The organism is Mariniflexile litorale (assembly GCF_031128465.2).
Classification (GTDB): Bacteria; Bacteroidota; Bacteroidia; order Flavobacteriales; family Flavobacteriaceae; genus Mariniflexile; species Mariniflexile litorale.
The window spans coordinates 3,455,757-3,475,839 of record NZ_CP155618.1 but is presented as its reverse complement, the minus strand read 5'-3'; the positions used below and the strand labels follow the sequence as shown (position 1 = coordinate 3,475,839).

Genomic DNA, 20,083 nt, shown 5'->3' with positions numbered 1-20,083 from the left:
CAAAATAGGAATTTAGAAGTTGGTTTTAAAAAGGAATTGTTAGGAGTTATTAACTAATGAAGTCATATATTAGCGGTAACAAATCATCTTTTAAGAGTAAAGTGCCCTGTTTTATTTGTTCCATCTTCAAATACTAATTTATACCAATAATCTGATGAAGGCAAAGGTTTCCCATTAAAGTTCCCATCCCAACCATTATTAGATCCTAAATTTTTTATAAGTTTTCCGTATCTATCAAAAATATATACAATATAATTTTGACTAAATTCCTGAGTAATTTTCCACTCATCATTTACCCCATCTCCATTTGGAGTAAAATACTTAGGGATTTTAAAATCTACTATTTCTGAATCACAATCCACACTATTAAACGTAACAAATGTTTCATCATAACAACCTAAAACTGAATTTTCAACACGAGCTTTTATAGTTTTGACTGTTCCAAATTCTAAGTGATATGGATTTGGTAATGGACTTGTTAATAATGTGCCATCTTCATTAAAATAATAAACCTCCCGATTTGTTTGACCTTGTAACAACTGTGCTTGAATATTTGAGGTATTAAATGCTACTAAATTAGAATTATTTTTAACACATGAAAATAATGCCGATACTGTATACGCTTTAACGTTAGAAACATTTAAAGTGATTGTTGTTTCTTTGATGCACGAGGTGTTTTTATTTGAAACCCTTACCGTTATTTGTTCTTGGTTTTGGGTTTTGTTTTGATAGGTTTTATTAATAGAATTACTTATATTATTTCCATAAGCATCAAAGTATAAAAATTCATACAGTGTGGGATCATCTACTAATGCTCTATTTAATTCTGAAAGATCAAAAACCGAAAACCCAGTTCCAGTTGTATCACATTCAAATAATTCTGGCACTACATTTAAATTAAACGATGCTAAAGTTTCTAGTTGTATTTCGGTATCCTCAAAGCATTTAGAGTTATGCTTGTTTTCTACCCTAATAAATATTTTTTCAGAATAAGGAAAAGCATTAGCATAATAATCTGGCAATGGACTTGATAGGATATTACCTAATTGATCTCTATAATAGAATGTATAATCTTCTGGTTTATCTACGAGGTCACTTTGTAAAGTAGACATATTAAAGTTTGAAGAAAAACCATTTCCTAAATCTTCACATGCCATTAAAGTTGGTAACAAATTTATCTCAGGTTTTTTTAAACTTTCTAAGCTGTAAGGATTAAATAAAAATATTGCCCCAGAATCATTTAAAAAATTTTGTTCATTTATATCGTAATCATGCCAATATGCCCCAACAAACAAATCTTCTCCATAAAGCGCGACATCACGTCCAAAAGCATCGCTACCATATCGTATAGTTTGTGGTATTATTTGATATTCACTCCACATACCATCAGTAGCTTTATTAAATATGTATATATTTCCATAAGACGCTATAGGACTTCCACTTACATCATACTCATATTCTACACCTCTTACAGCTATGGTATTGTCATGAAAATCTAATCTATCTCCAAAATGAAAATGAGAAATAGATCTATTTGAAGCTTTTAATTTTTGATTACCGACCCAATTCCCTGTAGTATTCTTTACAAAAACATATACTGACCCCAAAGAATTTAGAGGCATTCCATCATCACCACTGGAGACATAATCATTGTCATCTTCCCACATTGCTGATATAGCAATGGTATTTTTATCAATCTTTACAACGCTTCCAAATCTATCCAATAAGCCTCTAAAATCATAAGCAACTAATTTAGTCACTTCACTCCAAGAATTAGAATTTGTGTTTTTTTCAAAAACATAAGAAGCACCAGCCCAATTAAAACCTTCATTTTCAGCACCCACTACAATGGTATTTTCATATATATCTACAGAACCTCCAAAATTATCTTTTGCACCGCGATCGCTAGCTGTTATTTTTTGAACTAAAGACCAAACACCTAAAGCATTTCTAAAATAAATATAAGCTGCCCCTGCATTTGTTAACACATTTGAAAAAGAAGCATCGGTACTATTATAGGACGCTCCCACAACCATATAATTTCCCGAAATAGAAATTGTTATTCCAAAATTATCCCATAAAACATTTTCTGGTTTGCTTATTTTCTGAGTAAAAACATATAAATCATCTGCTCCTCTTTCATACATATATATAGCAGCCCCACCTAAAGGAAAAAGTGGATCGCATCCTCGAATCGCTAATGTTGTTTTATCCATTGCTAAAGCACTTCCAAAACCACAATAATCTTTAGTTTCAGAAAGTGTTAATTCTTGATAAATAGACCACCCTTCACATTCTTTTCTAGCCATATGAACTTTACCTGCATTTATGACACCCCCTACACTAACAGAATTTGCTTCGAAAGCAGCAAAACCTTCATAGGTTGCAATATGCAAACCAAAAGAACTTGATGCTGATCTTATAGGTTCAACAATTTTTAAATTTTGTTGCCATTGTTGTGCTAATACACCATGTGAACTCAGAATTAATAACCAGATATGTAGGAATTTAAAATTCAACTTTTCTTTTTTAAAAATAAAATTTAGCTTCTTAATCTCACGCAAAATTAATTTTTAAACGATATGCTAAATAAAACGTTTATTAATTTTCTTTGTGTTAGGTTACTAACGGATTTTCATAGGCGGTAAATCGAAGGCTTTGGCATCGTGCTCAAAATGGTTACGGTGTGCGCCATCGCAAAAAGGTTTATTGGCAGAAAGCCCACAACGGCAGATTCCTAACACTTCTCTTCCTTGTAAACCATACACATTGCCTTGTGCATCTACTATTTCGAAATCGCCCTCTACTTTTACAGACCCGTTGCTGTTTATGGTAAGTTTTGTTTTGCTCATGCTATTGTTTTTATTTTGATGCCAAAGTTGAGGAAATATATTTTGACTTTTAGTAGTTAGATGATTTATTTATTCATGATATTAAAAAGTATTATAATAACTGATTGGAAAGCATAATGAGACTGAAACCCGCAATTAATTTTAACGATGGCGCTTGTGCGAGCGTCTCGCTCGTACCGGTATTGAATTGTAATCCTATTTTAGGATTAATGTATAATATGTAAACTTTTAGGACGAGAAATTGTTATGCGCACGAGCGAGACGCTCGCGCTAGCAGGGGTTAATGTTGGCTTTTGAATGCTACAGCTACAGATTGTTTTACCTCGTTTTAACGATAAACATAAAACTTTACGTCTTTGCGAGGAGGCACGACGAAGCAATCTGTTTATAATTTATTTCAATTTTTATTTGAAGTACAGATCATGAGATTGCTTCGTGCCTCGCAATGACAATTTCGAAGCTATCCAGTTCGTGTTAGGGATTACTCATCCATTCTATTTTAAATTAATGAAATCGTGAATGCTTCACATTTGCAGCGGCATCCTTTTTAAAACGTTTGTAATAGGCAGATTGCTTCATCGATGCCTCCTCGCAATGACAATAAATTTCATGGTTTGTTCCTCACAATGACGTTTTAAAAAGATAGAGCCCTTCGCTTACGCTCAGGATAAACTCCAAGCCCAATCAAGTTCCTGAACTTGTTTCAGTATATGGGTAACGCCCAAATAACACCTATGAATTAAAACCTTTTACAGGTTAACGCGTTTACCTTGTTCAGCAGATAGATATGCTGAGTAGATAACGTTCACACAATCTACCGCTAAATCGATGCCTGCAAGAGGTTCGCGGTTGTTTTGTATGGCATCTACAAAGTCGGTAATTTCTTGTATAAAGCCACGAAACCAGTCTTCATCACAACTTGGGCGGTTCCACCCTGCTTTGGTTTCTAATTTTTCGGTAAAATATTCGTTGCTAAAGGTTTCGGGGTCTACGGCGTAGGTTTCGATAGCGTTGTTTGCGGTCATGTTTGCTTTTATAACACCGTCGGTCATAAAAGTAGTGATACGGGTGTTTAATCCACCAAGACCAACGTCACTCACTAACACGGTTGCTCGGGAACCATCATCGAATTTAATGGTCACATTTGCCCAATCTTCTACATCTACTGGGTTTGAGCTAATCCAATTATGGGCATTTGCTTTTTTGGCGCGATTGGAGGCATCGGTGTGTATCAGGTCTGCAGTATCTGCCATCACTGAAACGGGGCGAATGCTTTTACCAAGGCGTTCCATACCTTCCCAATGTTTTAGGTGTAAACAGGCGCCAACCGAGTGCGACCCCATACGCAAGAGTGCGCCACCGCCCGTGTGCTTCCACTCCCTTGAAAATACCGAGTTAGAACCAGAGTGGTTTTCTTCGGCACGTACCTCAAGTATCGCACCTTTGGAGGCTGCTATAAGGTTGCGCATTTTTACTACGGGTGGTGCGTATACCCAATTTTCGGCATAACAAAAAATAACACCATTACTGCGTACGGCTTCTCGAATGGCTTCGGCATTTTTTAAGGCACCTGCCAACATACGTGCTCTGGGTACATGAAAACCGATGGGTTCTTTATCACCAGGTTCGCCAAAGTAACCCGTAAGCGGTTTTTCCATAATAATATGTTTACCGGCTTGTGCTGCTTTTATGGCTATTTCGTGGTGCGTTGCTGGTGGCGTGCAGATATCTATAATATCGATATCTTCCCGTGCCAATAGCTCGTCTATATTATTGGTTACAAAAGTAATGCCTGTTTTAGAAGCAAAGGCTTCGGCACTTTCTAGGGTTCTGGAGCAAACGCCTCTAAGTTCTATGAGTCCAGGTGGCAGTTTTTTAAAGTTTTCGTAGTGCATGTGCGCACCATATCGAACGCCTACAATTCCAATACCTAGTGTTTTCATAATATATGTTTAGAGCTAACTAAGTTATTGATTTTTATGGGATGGTTAATAATTTGAGTAGAAAAATGCAGATTGAGATGGATTTAAACGCCATAACATTTAACTCCCAAAAAAATTTACACTATTCACCAGATGCTTTTAGAATGCGTTGTTGGATTTGGAAAAACGGATAAATGAATCTCCTTATTAATAAGTTACAATCTACCTATATATTACTCGATTAGAATCCTATTTTTAATTCTCATTTTATTAAACATCTTGATTTATAATACCTTAAAACATCATTTTGTTCAAAAAAAGGCTAAATAAACAAAAACGAGCTAATATAGTACTACTTTCTGCTAATTATATTTATTCATACACAAATTATCATTTTAATTTTACAAGACAACAAAACCATAACAATTATAATACAAACTATCTAACTAAAATATGTAATTGTTATAACGATTAGTATTAACTAAAAACAAACTTTTGAATTATGGATTTTAAAAAACTACTAAAAAATCTCGAAAGCAATTTTATAAAGAAAAGATTATTGTTTTCGGTTTTTGTTATTTTGGGCATAAGTGCTTCATTTGCTCAACAAAAAATAACAGGAACAATTAAAGATCCAAATGGAATGCTTGTTCCTGGCGTTTCAGTATCTGAAAAGGGTACTACTAATGGTGTCATTTCAAATTTTGACGGCAAATATGAAATTAACACAAAAAATTCCAATGCCACTTTAGTATTCTCATATATTGGATATGTGACTCAAGAAATTGCAGTTGGTAATAAAAAGGAAATTAATTTAACTTTTGAAGAAAATTTACAGCAATTATCCGAAGTAGTGGTAATAGGTTATGGAACTCAAAAAAGAGGAGAAGTAACGAGTGCTATTGCTACAGTAAAAGCTGAAGATTTTAATCCAGGTTTTGTAAGAGATGCTGCAGATTTAATAAAAGGTAAAGTTGCTGGTTTAAGCATTTCAAATGGTTCTGGTGATCCCTCTTCTGGCGCAAACATTTCATTGCGTGGTGTGTCCTCTTTAAAAGGAGGAACAGCACCTTTAGTGCTTATTAATGGTGTACCAGGAAGCTTAAACAGTGTTTCGCCAGACGATATTGAGAGTGTAGATGTTTTAAAAGATGCCTCAGCAGCTGCCATTTATGGCACACGTGGTGCAAATGGAGTTATTATTATAACAACCAAATCTGGGAAGCGTAATACGGTTTCTCAGCTTAAATATTCCCATTACTCTTCTATGTCCTCTTTCGGAGAAAAAGCAAACTTTCTAACCGCAAATGATTATCCAGCACTTATCGCTCAAGGAGAACTATCTAAAACAGGAGGTGATTTGGGCTATAAAACAGATTGGCTTGATGAAATATCTAGAACCGCTATCACTCAAAATCATAATATTAATTTCTCAGGTGGAAGTGAAAATTCCACTTATTCTGTTAATGTAAATTATATTGACCAAGAAGGCGTTTTTAAAGGATCTCAAAATGAGGAGTTTCGTGTAAGTGCAGATGTAAATCACTATTTATTTGATGATAAGTTAAAATTTAATGTAAATATAATTAATGGCATTCAAAATACTGGAGCTCTTGGTGATGGCAATGCTTTTAACCCATTAATTTACAGACAGGCTTTAATTCGTAACCCTACAGATCGCATCAGAAATGATGATAGCACATTTACACAAAATAAAAACAAATTACAATATGTTAACCCGTTAGGTATGATTAAATTAACAGATGGGATACTTCAAAAACAATGGCTAAGAATAACAGGTAATGTCACACTTACTCCAATTGATGGATGGGAAAATAACCTAATGGTTTCTACAGAACGGAACAGTGATATATCTGGCTACAGTGAAAAAAGAGCATATTTAGGATATAATGGAGAAGAGCGTAATGGTTTTGCTTCAAGAGGAACTGGTTTAAGTAAAACAAAAATTCTAGAATTCACCTCTAAATATAGTAAAGAAATTGATAAACATAGTTTTAGTGTCTTAGGGGGGTATAGTCATCAATACTATGTTGAAGAGAGTTTTTGGGCAAATAATTTTGACTTCCCTACCGATGCCTTTTCATATAACAATTTAAGTGAAGGTCGTGCCCTGCAAGATGGTAAGGCACGTATGGATAGTAATAAAAATGATAATACTCTTATTGGTTTCTTTGGAAGATTAAGCTATGGTTTTGATTCTAGATTCAACGTTTTAGCCAGTTTTAGACGAGAAGGCTCTTCTAAATTTGGAAACAATTATAAGTGGGGTGATTTTCCATCAGTTTCTGCGGGTTGGACTATAAGCAATGAATCTTTTTTAAAAGATGTTGATTTTGTAAATACGCTTAAACTAAGAGCTGGTTATGGAGAAACTGGGGTAATACCGAATGACCCTTACAGGTCTTTAACCTTACTACAATACGGAGGTAATTTTTTAGTGGATGGAGTATGGGTAAAAGGACTGGAAGCTGCATCTAATCCAAACCCTGATTTACGTTGGGAAGTATCTAAAGAAGTTAACTTAGGAATTGATTTTGCTTTTGCAAAGAACCGAATTAGTGGAAGCATAGATGTATATAAAAAGAAAACAGAAGATATGCTTTGGGATTATACGGTTCCTACTCCTCCAAACTTATACAGAACAACTTTAGCTAATGTTGGACAAATGGAAAACAAAGGTATTGAAGTATTGCTAAATGTAACTCCTGTAAAATCTGATGATTTTACTTGGGAAGCCAACATGACTTATTCGCACAATGAAAACAAATTAGTAAGTCTTTCAAATGATTTATACGAAATAGAAGACAATGTTATTTATACAGGAGGATTAAGTGAACCTATATCAACAGGTACACATAAATTGGAAGTAGGGCAATCAATTGGTAATTTCTGGGGTTTAGAATCAGTAGATTTAACAGATGATGGCTTTTGGTTAATTGAATTACCAGATGGGAGTCAAGTACCATTTTCAACTGCCGTTGAAAATGATGAGAGCAGACAGTATTTAGGAAATGGTGTACCAAAACATTTGTTAGGAATAACTAACAGCTTTAAATATAAAGATTTTGATTTAAGTTTTGTATTAAATGGTGCTTTTGGATTTCAAATTCTAAATGCACAAAGAGCCTTTTACGAAAACCCAAATGTGGAGTATAATATGCTTAAATCTGCCTTTGACCCAGTATACGGAAAAGGAAGATTAAATGAAAACTTACCTCAAAAATTTGTGAGCTACTATCTTGAAAATGGAGATTACTTGAAATTAGAAAATATAACTTTAGGGTATAATTTAAATTGTGACCGTTGGAGTTTTATTGATTCTGTTAGATTGTACACTACAGCAACCAATTTACTAACAATTACTGGTTATTCAGGTATTGATCCCGAAATTAGACGAGATGATGTCTTAGCGCAAGGAAATGATGATAGAGATAAATACCCTACTGTACGCACGTTTACCTTGGGGCTTAATGTTAACTTTTAAAATTGCTAACTATGAAAATTTTTAAAATAAACACAATATTATTGAGTGCTACATTTGGCTTTCTCGCCTTAGGTTGTACAAACTTAGATGAAACTGTTTATAGCGATATTGTTGCTGAAGAAACCACCTTTACTGCTAATGACTTAAATGCCATTATTGCACCTCCCTATACAAAGTTTAGAGACATTTATTGGGGTTGGGATGGACTTTTCGATTTGTATGAGGAATCTTCTGATGTAATTGTGACACCAAACAGACTTGGCATTGGTTGGGGAGCTTATTATATTGATATGCACAAGCATACTTGGGCTCCTGGATTAAGTCATACCGAAGCTTTATGGGATAGAGCCTATACAGCTATTAATACAACCAATAAAGCTATTTTTCAAATTGAAGGCTTGGGAGAAGCAGAAGGAGCCGATGCTTATATTGCAGAGCTGAAAGCCCTAAGAGCTATGTACTATTATCTCTTATACGATAATTTCAGAAGAGTTCCTATAGTAACCCAATTTGATGTTGAAGCAGGTTTTATTCCAGAACAAAGTACATCACAACAGGTATATGATTTTATTATAAAAGAATTAACGGATGCCATACCTTTATTAACAGAAGAAAGAAACCAATCTACTTATGGCAGGGTTACCAAATGGGCCGCTAAAATGACTTTAGCCAAAATGTACTTAAACTCTGAAGTCTATATAGGTACGCCTCGTTGGGATGATGCACTTAGTGAAGTTCAAGATGTTATTGATAGTGATAAATTTAGCTTAACTCCAAACTTTTCTGATGTTTTTGCGATAGAAAACGAAAATTTGTCTGAAACTATTTTTGCAATTCCTTTTGATCAAGTTTATGCAGGAGGTTCTTATGTTGCATGGAAAGCTCTTTTTGGAGCTAGTAAAGAAACCTTTGATTTATCTGGTTCGCCTTGGGGAGGCAGTGCTGCAATTCCACAATTTATTGATACATATGATGTCGATGATCAACGATTGGAAGATACTTGGCTAGGTGGTCCTCAACTTACTAGCTCTGGTGAACCTTTACTTATAGATAAAGACAACCCCTCTTCACAATTAGATTATGTAAACTACATTAGTTCTGTTGACGGTGCTGAGTTTAACGAAGGGAATCGCTTTGTTCGTTATGAAATTGGTCGTGGTGATATCATGACAAACTCTAATGACGTACCATTTTACAGATATACAGACGCATTAATGATTAAAGCTGAATGCTTACTTAGAACGGATGATGCCCCTGCCGCTGCAATAATAGTATCAAATATTAGAGCCAGAAGTTTTAAAGATAATCCAGCCAAAGCTACTGTAACAAGTGCTCAATTAATGGGTGGAAGCGTATATCAATATGGCCCTTATGAAAATGGAGTTATAACCAACCTACAAGGAGGAGGTGATATTCAATATGGCGGCTTCTTAGACAACCTAGGTTGGGAATTTGTTGGCGAGCATCACAGAAAGCAAGATTTAATTCGCTTTGGAGTATATACAACAAAATCATGGTTGTCCCACGTTCCAAATGGTGTGAATAGAAAAGTATTTCCAATACCAGAAAGTCAGTTATTGGCGAACCCTAAATTAACGCAAAATGATTACCAGTAAAGTTCATCAGTAACATGAGTTATTTTAGTAAAGCCAAAGAAGACAAGTTCCCTTCTTTGGCTTTACTTTTCAATACCTCTTTTATAAAGACTATTTATAAAATACAGTTACTTCATTGTATTACTAATTATTTCTATTAATAATGTTTCCGAAAAAGAAGCTCTAAAAGATAATGTAATAACACCCTGCTGAGAATTTTATTAACAGGTTAAATTCGTCAATACAAGCCTAAAATAGAATATTCATTTATAAAAAATTATAATTTTAGAAGAATAAGTAGAAAAATTATAAGACTCAACCATTATTAATAAATGAATAAAAAAAAGATAATTAAAATTTAATATAATGAGAACATATAGCAAATATATTCTTTGTTTGATATTACTAACAAACTGCTCAAAAAAGGAAGAAATTGTAGACGGGAAAATCTTTGAGAGCTTATCACCTTCTACTACTGGCATTAACTTCTCCAATAAACTTACGGAGAGTGATGAACTAAACTATTTTACTTATTCCTATTTATATATGGGAGGTGGCGTTGCTGCTGGAGATATCAATAATGATGGTTTAATAGACCTGTATTTTACCGGAAATCAAGCACCTAACAAATTATACCTAAACAAAGGTGATTTACAATTTGAAGACATTACAGAAAAAGCTGGAGTTTCTGGAGACAAAAGATGGTACACTGGGGTTACCATGGCAGATATAAATGGAGATGGTTTTTTAGACATTTACTGTTCTGTAAGTGGAAAGTTTCAACCAAGAACCAATCAATTATTCATAAATAATAAGAATGGGACATTTACTGAAAAAGCGATTCAATATGGTTTGAACGATAAAGGTTGTAGCATACAATCTACCTTCTTTGATTATGACAAAGATGGTGACTTAGATTTGTTTGTAGCCAACTACCCTCCTGCCAAATTTAATGCTCCTAACCTTTTTTATTCTCATAAAATGTCTAATCATGAAGTTGAAGAAACAGATCATTTATATAGAAATGATGGCAACAAATTCACAGATGTTTCTAAAGAGGCAGGCGTAGATAAATATGGATTGTCATTAAGCGCAACAATTGGTGATGTAAATAACGATTCTTGGCCAGATATATATGTTTCTAACGATTTTAGTACTCCAGACTATCTGTACATCAACAATGGAGATGGCACTTTTAGAGAAGTTGTTAAAAAAGCTACAGCACATACTGCATTCTATGGGATGGGAGTTGATATAGCCGATTTTAATAATGATGGTAATCTTGATATTTACCAGCCAGACATGGACTCAAATATCAATAGAAGGCAAAAGGCTAATATGGTAAGCATGAACCCTGAATTGTTTTGGAGCACGGTAAAATCAGGATTTCATTATCAATACATGCAAAATTGCTTGCAAGTAAATTCAGGAGTGTTTAACGATGGAGATCCTTATTTTAACAACACTTCTAGGATGGCAGGAGTCTCATCTACCGATTGGAGCTGGGGTGGTCTTTTTGCTGACTTTGATAATGATGGAAGCAAAGACTTATTTGTGTCTAACGGAACAAGAAGAGAAGTAAGTAACCATGACTATTTTGACCATTTAAAGGGATCACGCGATGAATTTTTGAAATTATCATTAAATATTCCTTCTGAAAAAATAGATAATTTTATGTTCAAAAATAAAGGGAATGGGCTTTTTGAAAAAGCAAACGATTCTTGGAACATAAAATTTGAAGGCTTTTCAACAGGTGCTACATATGCTGATTTAGATAACGATGGGGATTTAGAAATTATAACTAATAACCTTGATGATGTAGCTTCTGTCTTTAAAAATAAAATATCTTTAACCAATAACTTCATTACAATCAAATTTGAAGGACAAGCTAACAACAAATTTGGATTAGGAAATAGAGTTTATATAACAACAAACCAACAAACCCAATTTCAAGAACTTACGCTTACACGAGGATTTCAGTCTTCTGTCGCGCCAGAACTTCATTTCGGTTTAAACCAAGCAAACAAAATTGACGAACTAAAAGTGATATGGACTGACGGGAAAGTTCAAACTTTAAAAGCTGTTAAGGTTAATCAAAATTTGATTCTAAAATATGACAATGCGAAAGTTGAGAGCAAACAAACAAAAGAAAATATTAATACATTGTTTACCTCTACCAACATAAACATATTCCCAAAATACAAACATGAAGAGAACAATTTTGACGATTTTGAAAAACAAGTACTTCTCCCTCATAAAATGTCAACTTTTGGTCCTGCTTTAGCGGTTGGTGATTTAAACCAAGATGGTTTAGATGATTATTTTATTGGAGGTGCTGCTGGGTTTTCAGGGACTGTGTTTTTTCAAACAGATAATGGGTTTGAACAACATCATTTAAATGTTTTAGAAAAGGATAAACTTTGCGAAGATAATGGTGCTATTATTTTTGATGCAGACAACGATGGAGATAATGATCTATATATTGTAAGTGGTGGTTATGAATTTTCTCCAACATCAACAAATCTTCAAGATCGTCTTTATCTAAATAATGGCAACGGACAATTTTCAAAAGCAGCTCAATCGGTATTACCTAAAATGATTACAAGTGGTTCTAGAGTCTACAGTGCTGATTTTAATAAAGATGGAAAAAATGACTTATTGGCATTAGGCAGACAAATGCCTGGAAATTATCCAAATTCAGCAACAAGCTATTTATTAAAAAACGTTGGCAGTAAAGGAAGCCCTAAATTTGAAAATTTTTCAAGCAATATGGCCAAGATGTTAACTAATTTAGGAATGGCAACTAGTGCCATTATTACCGATTTTAACAATGACGATTGGTTAGATATCATAATTATTGGAGAATGGATGCCTATTAAAGTTTTTAAAAACACACATAATGATTTTGCGGAAGTTTCAGAAAACATGGGTTTATCAGAAGAAACCAGGGGTTGGTGGTGGAGTATTAATCAAGGTGATTTTGATAATGACGGTGATATGGATTATGTGTTAGGTAACAATGGACTAAACTATAAATACAAGGCAAAAGAAAACGAAACATTCGATATTTATTTCAATGACTTTGATAAAAATGGTAAAAACGACATTGTGTTAGGTTACTATAACCTAGGAAAGCAATATCCTGTAAGAGGCAGAAGCTGTTCTTCACAACAAATACCATCAATCGAAGAAAAGTTTAAAGATTATGAAAGTTTTTCGGTGGCAACATTAGACGAAGTTTATGATAAAAATGAACTGGAAAAATCACTTCATTATAAAATAAAATCTTTTGCTAGCATTTACCTTGAAAATAAAAATGGGAAATTTATAATACATAAACTCCCTATCGACGTTCAGGTATCAAGTATCAACCAAATTTTAATAGATGATTATGATAAAGATGGAAATTTAGATGCACTTGTAGCTGGTAATCTTTTTGCTTCAGAAGTTGAAACGCCTAGAAATGACGGAGGTTATGGTTATTTGCTAAAAGGTGATGGTCATGGCGGTTTTAAACCTATTCCTGCTAACAAAAGCGGGGTTTTCATTCCTGGAGATGTCAAAAACATGGCCAGAATTAAAACGAAGAATCAAGATTATATTATAGCTGTAAAAAACAGCGATTATATACAAAGTATTAAAGTTAATAAATAGAATACAAATTTAACATAAACAATATAACCACTCGTTAAGTTAATAAATAAAAGATAAAAACCCTTTACATTTATTTCAACGATTATAACAAACTAAAATAAAAACAATTATTCTATGAATAAATTAATATTATTAAGTTTAGTTGTGCTAACATCATTTACTGGTCTGGCACAAAAAAAAACAAATACAGGCTACCCCATCACCCCGGTTCCATTTACCTCTGTTCAAGTAACAGATACTTTTTGGGGGCAACGTATTAAAGCCAGTCGAGAAACTACAATTCCATTAGCCTTTGGTAAATGCGAAGAAACAGGACGATACGACAACTTCACAATGGCAGCTAATCCAAGTGAAAGTAATAAAGTTGAAGGTTTTACTTTTGATGATACCGATGTGTACAAAACCATAGAAGGCGCTAGTTATTCTATGCAAACATCTCCCAACAAAAAATTAGAAAAGTATATTGATAGTCTAATTACTATCGTAGGAAAAGCACAAGAACCTGATGGCTATCTATATACATTCCGTACCATGAACCCAGAACACACACATGAATGGGCTGGAAAAAAACGTTGGGAAAAAGAAGAAGATTTAAGTCACGAATTATATAACCTTGGACATTTAGTTGAAGGCGCTGTTGCGCATTATCAATCTACAGGAAAAAGAACATTTTTAGATATTGCTATAAAATTTGCCGATTGTGCTGTTCGTGAAGTAGGTAATAAACCAGGACAAATTATGGTGGTTCCAGGACACCAAATTACAGAAATGGCACTTGCAAAATTATCAGTAGTTACAGGCAACAAAAAATATCTAGATTTTGCTAAGTTATTATTAGATGAGCGTGGACATACACATATTAAAAGCGAATACAGTCAGTCTCATAAACCCGTTTTAGAACAAGACGAAGCTGTAGGACATGCTGTTCGTGCTTCATACATGTATTCTGGCATGGCAGATGTTGCGGCACTTACTGGTGATGAAGATTACATTCATGCGATTGATAAAATTTGGGACAATATCGTATCTAAAAAATTATACATTACAGGTGGTATTGGAGCTACCGGACATGGTGAATCATTCGGTAAAAATTACGAATTACCAAACATGTCTGCTTATTGTGAAACTTGCGCCGCTATTGGAAATGTATATTTAAACTATCGTTTATTTTTATTACATGGGGATGCTAAATACTACGATGTCTTAGAACGCACCCTTTATAATGGACTTATTTCTGGTGTATCATTAGATGGTGGTAGCTTCTTCTACCCTAACCCACTCGAGTCTATTGGACAACACCAACGTCAAGAATGGTTTGGCTGTGCTTGTTGTCCTTCAAATGTAAGTCGTTTTATTCCGTCTGTTCCAGGTTATATTTATGCTGTAGATAATAGTGATGTTTATGTAAATCTATTTATGGCAAACGAATCAGATTTACAAGTAAAAGGTAAAACAGTTAAATTAACACAAACTACAAACTACCCTTGGAATGGCAGTGTAGGTATCGAGATTACCCCGAAAGGCAGACAAAACTTTACTCTTAAAGTTCGTGTTCCAGGTTGGTTACAAAACAATGTTGTACCATCAAATCTTTATACCTATACCGATAAAAAAACATTAAGCTTTACAGTCAAAGTAAATGGGAATACCGTTACAAGTGATATTAATAAAGGTTATTTCAACATTAATAGAATATGGAAAAAAGGAGACAAAGTAGATATTAATTTTGAAATGGAACCACGAACAGTAAAAGCACATCCTGCTGTTGAAGCAGACCGAGGGAAAGTATCCATAGAACGTGGTCCAATTGTATATTGTACAGAATGGCCTGATAACGACTTTAATATATTTAGCGTTATTTTAAACAAAAAACCAGAGTTTAAAGTTGAAACAAAACAGGATTTGCTATATGGTATTAATATGATTCAAACCGATGCACAGACTTTAAGCTATAACGATAACGGAAAACTGGTTACAAGTGATGTTAGTCTTAATATGATACCATATTATTCATGGTCACATCGAGGAAGTGGCGATATGGCTGTTTGGTTACCAATAGAATTAAATGCCACAAAGCCAGCTATGGCTCCTACCCTTGCATCCGAAAGCAAAATAGAAGCCTCTCATAATGTTAAACCCATAGTAGCTATTAACGATGGACTCATACCTAAAGATGCTGAAGATCGCTCTATACCTTATTATCATTGGTGGCCAAAAGAAGGCACCACAGAATGGATTTCATATAATTTTGATTCTGAAAAAACCGTAAGTCGTTCAACCGTTTATTGGTACGATGACAAGCCTTGGGGTGGTTGCAAAGTACCTGATTATTGGAAAATATATTATAAAGATACTAATGATGAATGGCAACCTGTTGAAAACACTACAGATTATGGCCTTGATAAAGGCTTAGGAAATGAAGTGGTATTTAAACCGGTTACAACCAAAGCTATAAAAATAGAAGTGCAACTTGCGGAAAAAAATGCAGCTGGCATTTTTGAATGGGAACTAGAATAAATTAAAATAAGGAGAGGTAAAATTACTTCTCCTTTTTATTTAAGAGAACTTATGAAAAAAATATTGCTTAAAACTATAGTTTTAACTCCTTTTACTTTTTGTGAACACGACCCTTTATGGACAAGTTACAATGAGCTACTATGCTCAGTTTTTACAACCTGAAAACATTATGTAAATATAAAGTTTAAGTGATTCAACAAGCAATTTCATACTTCCTGTTTTGGTCTCTTTGATATTGTTAAATTTAAAAGTACCAAAAACAAAAAAATCTCTAGATAATGTGATGCGATTTCTTTAAAACGAATATTATTTAAAAGAAAATAGAAGCTTTAAGGGAGAAACATTTTGGATGGATTGTGAAACTATTTCTGAAGAAATTTCAATAAATGATATTAAAGAATACGTGTATTCAGTTAAAGAAATTGATTCTCTAAAGTATATAGAATATGTTGGTTTATCCATTGATTTAAAACAATGAAGATGGAAATCAATAACCAAACGTTCTTATAAAATATCAAGAAAAAGAATAACGCAAAACTTCAATTAGAAATTCTATATGCTAAAAATTAAATTTTAAAACCGTTGCATTCTATAATGTGTAGGTGTAACACCTTTAATTTCTTTAAACTTTCTATTAAAGTTAGCTGTATTTTGAAATCCACACTGTTCTGAAATAGAAGCAATTGAAATATCTGGATTATTATAAATAAGCTTACAAGCATGCTCAATACGAATCTCAATGAGAAATTGAAAAAAAGTTTTATTAGTACGCTTTTTAAAATAACGACAAAATGCATTTTTGCTCATATTCGCTTTTTCCGATATTTCTTCAAGTGTAATAGGTTCAAAATAGTTTTCCATAGCGTAATTAAAGACATCATTCATACGCTTACCTTCATCATCTGTATATTTCTTTTTATAAACAAAAGACGAAAGTGGTTTCTTTTCTGCTAAATTAATATAGTCTATAATCTTTAAAAGCGTTGCTATTCGTTGCACCTTATTTTGCTTTTTAAGCTTGACAAACTGTTTTATTAACTTCTTTTTTTTGGAATGGACTTTAATTCCATATTGAGATTCTTCAAAAAACGTATTCAAACCCTCTAAATCTGGCAAATTAAAAAAAAATTTCCCAAAGGATTCTTTATCAAAAAATAATGTATATGCTACAGTCAAATCAGAAAAATTAGTATCTGTTCTAAAAACATGTGGTACATAGCTTCCTAATACTAAAATATCATTAGGTTTAAATTCACTAATAGTGTCTCCTACCAATAATGTCCCTGCCCCTTTTTCAATATAACTAATTTGTATTTCACTATGTTGGTGAAGTTGATCATATAATACTTTCAATCGCTCTTCTTGGTAAACAAGAGCTTCATTTTCTGGCTTTGGAATTTTAAATGGAAGTACTTTCATTACTGCTAATTTTGCTAATATTACTAAAAAAATAAACACAAACCTATTTGATGGGTAATATAGTATTACAATAAGCTAATAAATGTCATAAGTCTTCTTAAATCAAGGTTTAAATTTGCATATCTAAATTAATATATTATGGTAAAATGGGAAGGCGTAATGCCGGCAGTAACAACAAAATTCACAAGTGATGATAAATTGGATCTTGTAATGTTCGAAAAAAACATCAAAGCTCAAATGGAAGCTGGTGTAAATGGAATAATTCTAGGAGGGACATTAGGTGAAGCAAGTACTTTAACAAAAGAAGAGAAAGAAATATTAATAAAAGTAACACTTACAATTACCAAGGGAAAAATTCCTGTAATTATTAATATTGCTGAACAAAGTACTAAAGATGCTATTGAGGTTGCAAAACATGCAGAATCTATTGGAGCAGAAGGCATAATGATCTTACCCCCCATGCGTTATAAAGCTACTGATTTTGAAACTGTAACTTATTTTGGAGAAATTGCTAAAAACACATCGTTACCAATTATGATTTATAATAACCCTATAGATTATAAAATAGAAGTCACTTTAGACATGTTTGAAGAGTTATCTCAATATAAAAATATTGTGGCTATAAAAGAGTCTACTAGAGAAATCACAAATGTTATTCGTTTAAAAAATCGTTTCGGAGACCGTTACAAAGTATTTACTGGGGTTGACACCCTTGGATTAGAAAGTTTAGTGATTGGTGCCGATGGATGGGTAGCAGGTTTAGTATGTGCATATCCTGCAGAAACCGTTGCTATCTATAAACTTGTAAAAGCAGGAAAAATTAATGAGGCCATGAAAATTTATCGTTGGTTTATGCCATTATTGGAGTTAGATATTAGTCCGCAATTGGTACAAAATATTAAATTAGCAGAAGTTGCTACGGGTATTGGTACTGAAAACGTAAGAGCACCAAGATTACCTTTACAAGGTACAGAAAGAGAACGTGTTTTAAATGTAATTCAAGCAGCTATGAAAACGAGACCATCTTTACCAGATTACAAAAACTTATAATAAAGAATGATAACAGGCAAAAATTATATTGGAAATAAACTTAGTGCTAAAGGAAATATTAGTCATAAAACTATAAATCCAAAACTAAATATTGAAAACGCTACTGAATTTATAGAAGCAGTTACTGAAGAAATTGACGAAGCTGCTCAACTTGCAACAGAGGCTTTTAAAACATTTAGAAAAACACCGGGAAAACAAAGAGCTAAGTTTTTAAATGCTATTGCAGATGAAATTTTAGCTTTAGACCAAAAGTTAATCGATGTCTATACAACCGAATCGGGCTTACCAGAAGGGCGAGCTGTAGGCGAACGCGGTAGAACTGTCATGCAATTAAAATCGTTTGCTAACTTAATCTCAAGTGAAGATTGGAAAAGCAATACCTTTGATGCTGCTATGCCAGATCGAACGCCGTTACCTAAAGATGATTTAAGAAAAACAGTAATTCCAATAGGACCAGTAGTTGTATTTGGAGCTAGTAATTTTCCTTTCGCTTTTTCTGCAGCTGGTGGAGATACCGCTAGTGCTTTGGCTTCAGGATGCCCCGTTATTGTTAAGGCACATGAAATGCATTCTGGTACTTCAGAGTTAGTGGCAACAGCCATTCTTAAAGCTGCTGAAAAAACAGGGATGCCTAATGGTGTGTTTTCACATCTATCTGGTCGTGGTCCTGTTGTTGGTTTAGCATTAGTAAATCACCCACAAATTAAAGCTGTTGGTTTTACTGGGAGTTTAGCAGCGGGTAGAGCTATCATGGATGCTGCTTCAAAACGAAAAGAACCCATACCAGTTTATGCCGAAATGGGGAGTATAAATCCTGTCATTATTACACCAAAAGCTATTGAAACTCGTGGTGAAGCACTTGCTAGTACTTATGCAGGTTCTATTACTGTAGGAACAGGGCAGTTTTGTACCAATCCTGGGTTGTTACTAACTATTGCTAATGATAAAACAGATGCTTTTGTTAAAGATTTAGCTAAAAAAACGATAGCTATAGATGCACAGTGTATGCTGCATCCCAATATTAAAGCTGGATTCGATAAAAACGGTACTGCTGTAGCAACTCAAAAAGGGGTAGAAACAGTAGCAAAAATTAGTGATGCTATAGATGCCAATTTTGCTGCCTCACAAATTGTAACAGTATCGGGAGCAGACTTTTTAGCGAATCCTAAAATTCATCAAGAAGTATTTGGTCCTTTTTCTTTAGTTGTAAAATGTAAAGATGAAGCACAATTAATCGAGATTATTGAAACTTTAGAAGGTCAATTAACAGGAACTATAATAGCAGAAGACAGTGAGATTTCTAATTTAGAAGATATTGTGGATGCTTTAGCCAATCGTGTAGGACGTATCATTTTTAATGGCGTGCCAACGGGAGTCGAAGTTTGCCCATCAATGCAACATGGTGGTCCTTACCCAGCATCATCAAATGCTAAATATACATCGGTAGGAACACATGCTATAAACAGATGGGTGAGACCAATAAGTTACCAATCGTTCCCGAAGCAATTATTGCCAGAGGGACTTCAAAAATAAATTTATAAATATATTAGAGTTATAAAAACATATTAC

At 33.7% G+C, this 20,083-nt stretch carries 11 protein-coding genes; 7 read left to right on the top strand and 4 right to left on the bottom strand.

Features of this window, described 5'->3' with window-relative positions; genetic code table 11:
- Window positions 1-83 precede the first annotated feature (83 nt).
- The 3 genes from QLS71_RS14530 to QLS71_RS14520 form a co-directional block, all read right to left on the bottom strand.
- A complete protein-coding gene (locus QLS71_RS14530; RefSeq protein ID WP_308993289.1) occupies window positions 84-2,519 on the bottom strand; it encodes a T9SS type B sorting domain-containing protein in 2,436 nt (811 codons plus the stop codon).
- 105 nt (window positions 2,520-2,624) lie between these two features.
- Window positions 2,625-2,852 carry a CDGSH iron-sulfur domain-containing protein gene (locus tag QLS71_RS14525; RefSeq protein ID WP_308993290.1) on the bottom strand — a complete coding sequence of 76 codons (228 nt, stop codon included), beginning with the start codon at window positions 2,850-2,852 and terminating at the stop codon, window positions 2,625-2,627.
- Window positions 2,853-3,601: 749 nt separating this feature from the next.
- Window positions 3,602-4,795, bottom strand: coding sequence for a Gfo/Idh/MocA family oxidoreductase (locus QLS71_RS14520; protein ID WP_308993291.1), 1,194 nt, complete (start codon window positions 4,793-4,795; stop codon window positions 3,602-3,604).
- A gap of 481 nt (window positions 4,796-5,276) precedes the next feature.
- On the opposite strand from QLS71_RS14520, the gene QLS71_RS14515 reads away from it, so the two are divergent.
- The 5 genes from QLS71_RS14515 (at window position 5,277) to QLS71_RS14495 (ending at window position 16,523) form a co-directional block, all read left to right on the top strand.
- On the top strand, window positions 5,277-8,279 hold the full coding sequence (locus QLS71_RS14515; protein WP_308993292.1) for a SusC/RagA family TonB-linked outer membrane protein: 3,003 nt from the start codon (window positions 5,277-5,279) through the stop codon (window positions 8,277-8,279).
- Between the two features lie 11 nt (window positions 8,280-8,290).
- Entirely contained in the window at window positions 8,291-9,895 is a 1,605-nt protein-coding gene (locus tag QLS71_RS14510; RefSeq protein WP_308993293.1) for a RagB/SusD family nutrient uptake outer membrane protein, read from the top strand.
- A 345-nt stretch (window positions 9,896-10,240) separates the two neighbouring features.
- A complete protein-coding gene (locus tag QLS71_RS14505; protein WP_308993294.1) occupies window positions 10,241-13,528 on the top strand; it encodes a VCBS repeat-containing protein in 3,288 nt (1,095 codons plus the stop codon).
- 114 nt (window positions 13,529-13,642) lie between these two features.
- Entirely contained in the window at window positions 13,643-16,045 is a 2,403-nt protein-coding gene (locus tag QLS71_RS14500) for a glycoside hydrolase family 127 protein (RefSeq protein ID WP_308993295.1), read from the top strand.
- A gap of 349 nt (window positions 16,046-16,394) precedes the next feature.
- Window positions 16,395-16,523 carry a hypothetical protein gene (locus QLS71_RS14495; RefSeq protein WP_308993296.1) on the top strand — a complete coding sequence of 43 codons (129 nt, stop codon included), beginning with the start codon at window positions 16,395-16,397 and terminating at the stop codon, window positions 16,521-16,523.
- A 95-nt stretch (window positions 16,524-16,618) separates the two neighbouring features.
- On the opposite strand, the gene QLS71_RS14490 is transcribed toward QLS71_RS14495, so the two are convergent.
- On the bottom strand, window positions 16,619-17,464 hold the full coding sequence (locus QLS71_RS14490; RefSeq protein ID WP_308993297.1) for an AraC family transcriptional regulator: 846 nt from the start codon (window positions 17,462-17,464) through the stop codon (window positions 16,619-16,621).
- 135 nt (window positions 17,465-17,599) lie between these two features.
- On the opposite strand from QLS71_RS14490, the gene QLS71_RS14485 reads away from it, so the two are divergent.
- A complete protein-coding gene (locus tag QLS71_RS14485; protein WP_308993366.1) occupies window positions 17,600-18,514 on the top strand; it encodes a dihydrodipicolinate synthase family protein in 915 nt (304 codons plus the stop codon).
- 6 nt (window positions 18,515-18,520) lie between these two features.
- The gene (locus tag QLS71_RS14480; protein ID WP_308993298.1) at window positions 18,521-20,047 is read left to right on the top strand and encodes an aldehyde dehydrogenase (NADP(+)); all 1,527 of its coding nucleotides are present in this window, start codon (window positions 18,521-18,523) and stop codon (window positions 20,045-20,047) included.
- Window positions 20,048-20,083: the final 36 nt, after the last annotated feature.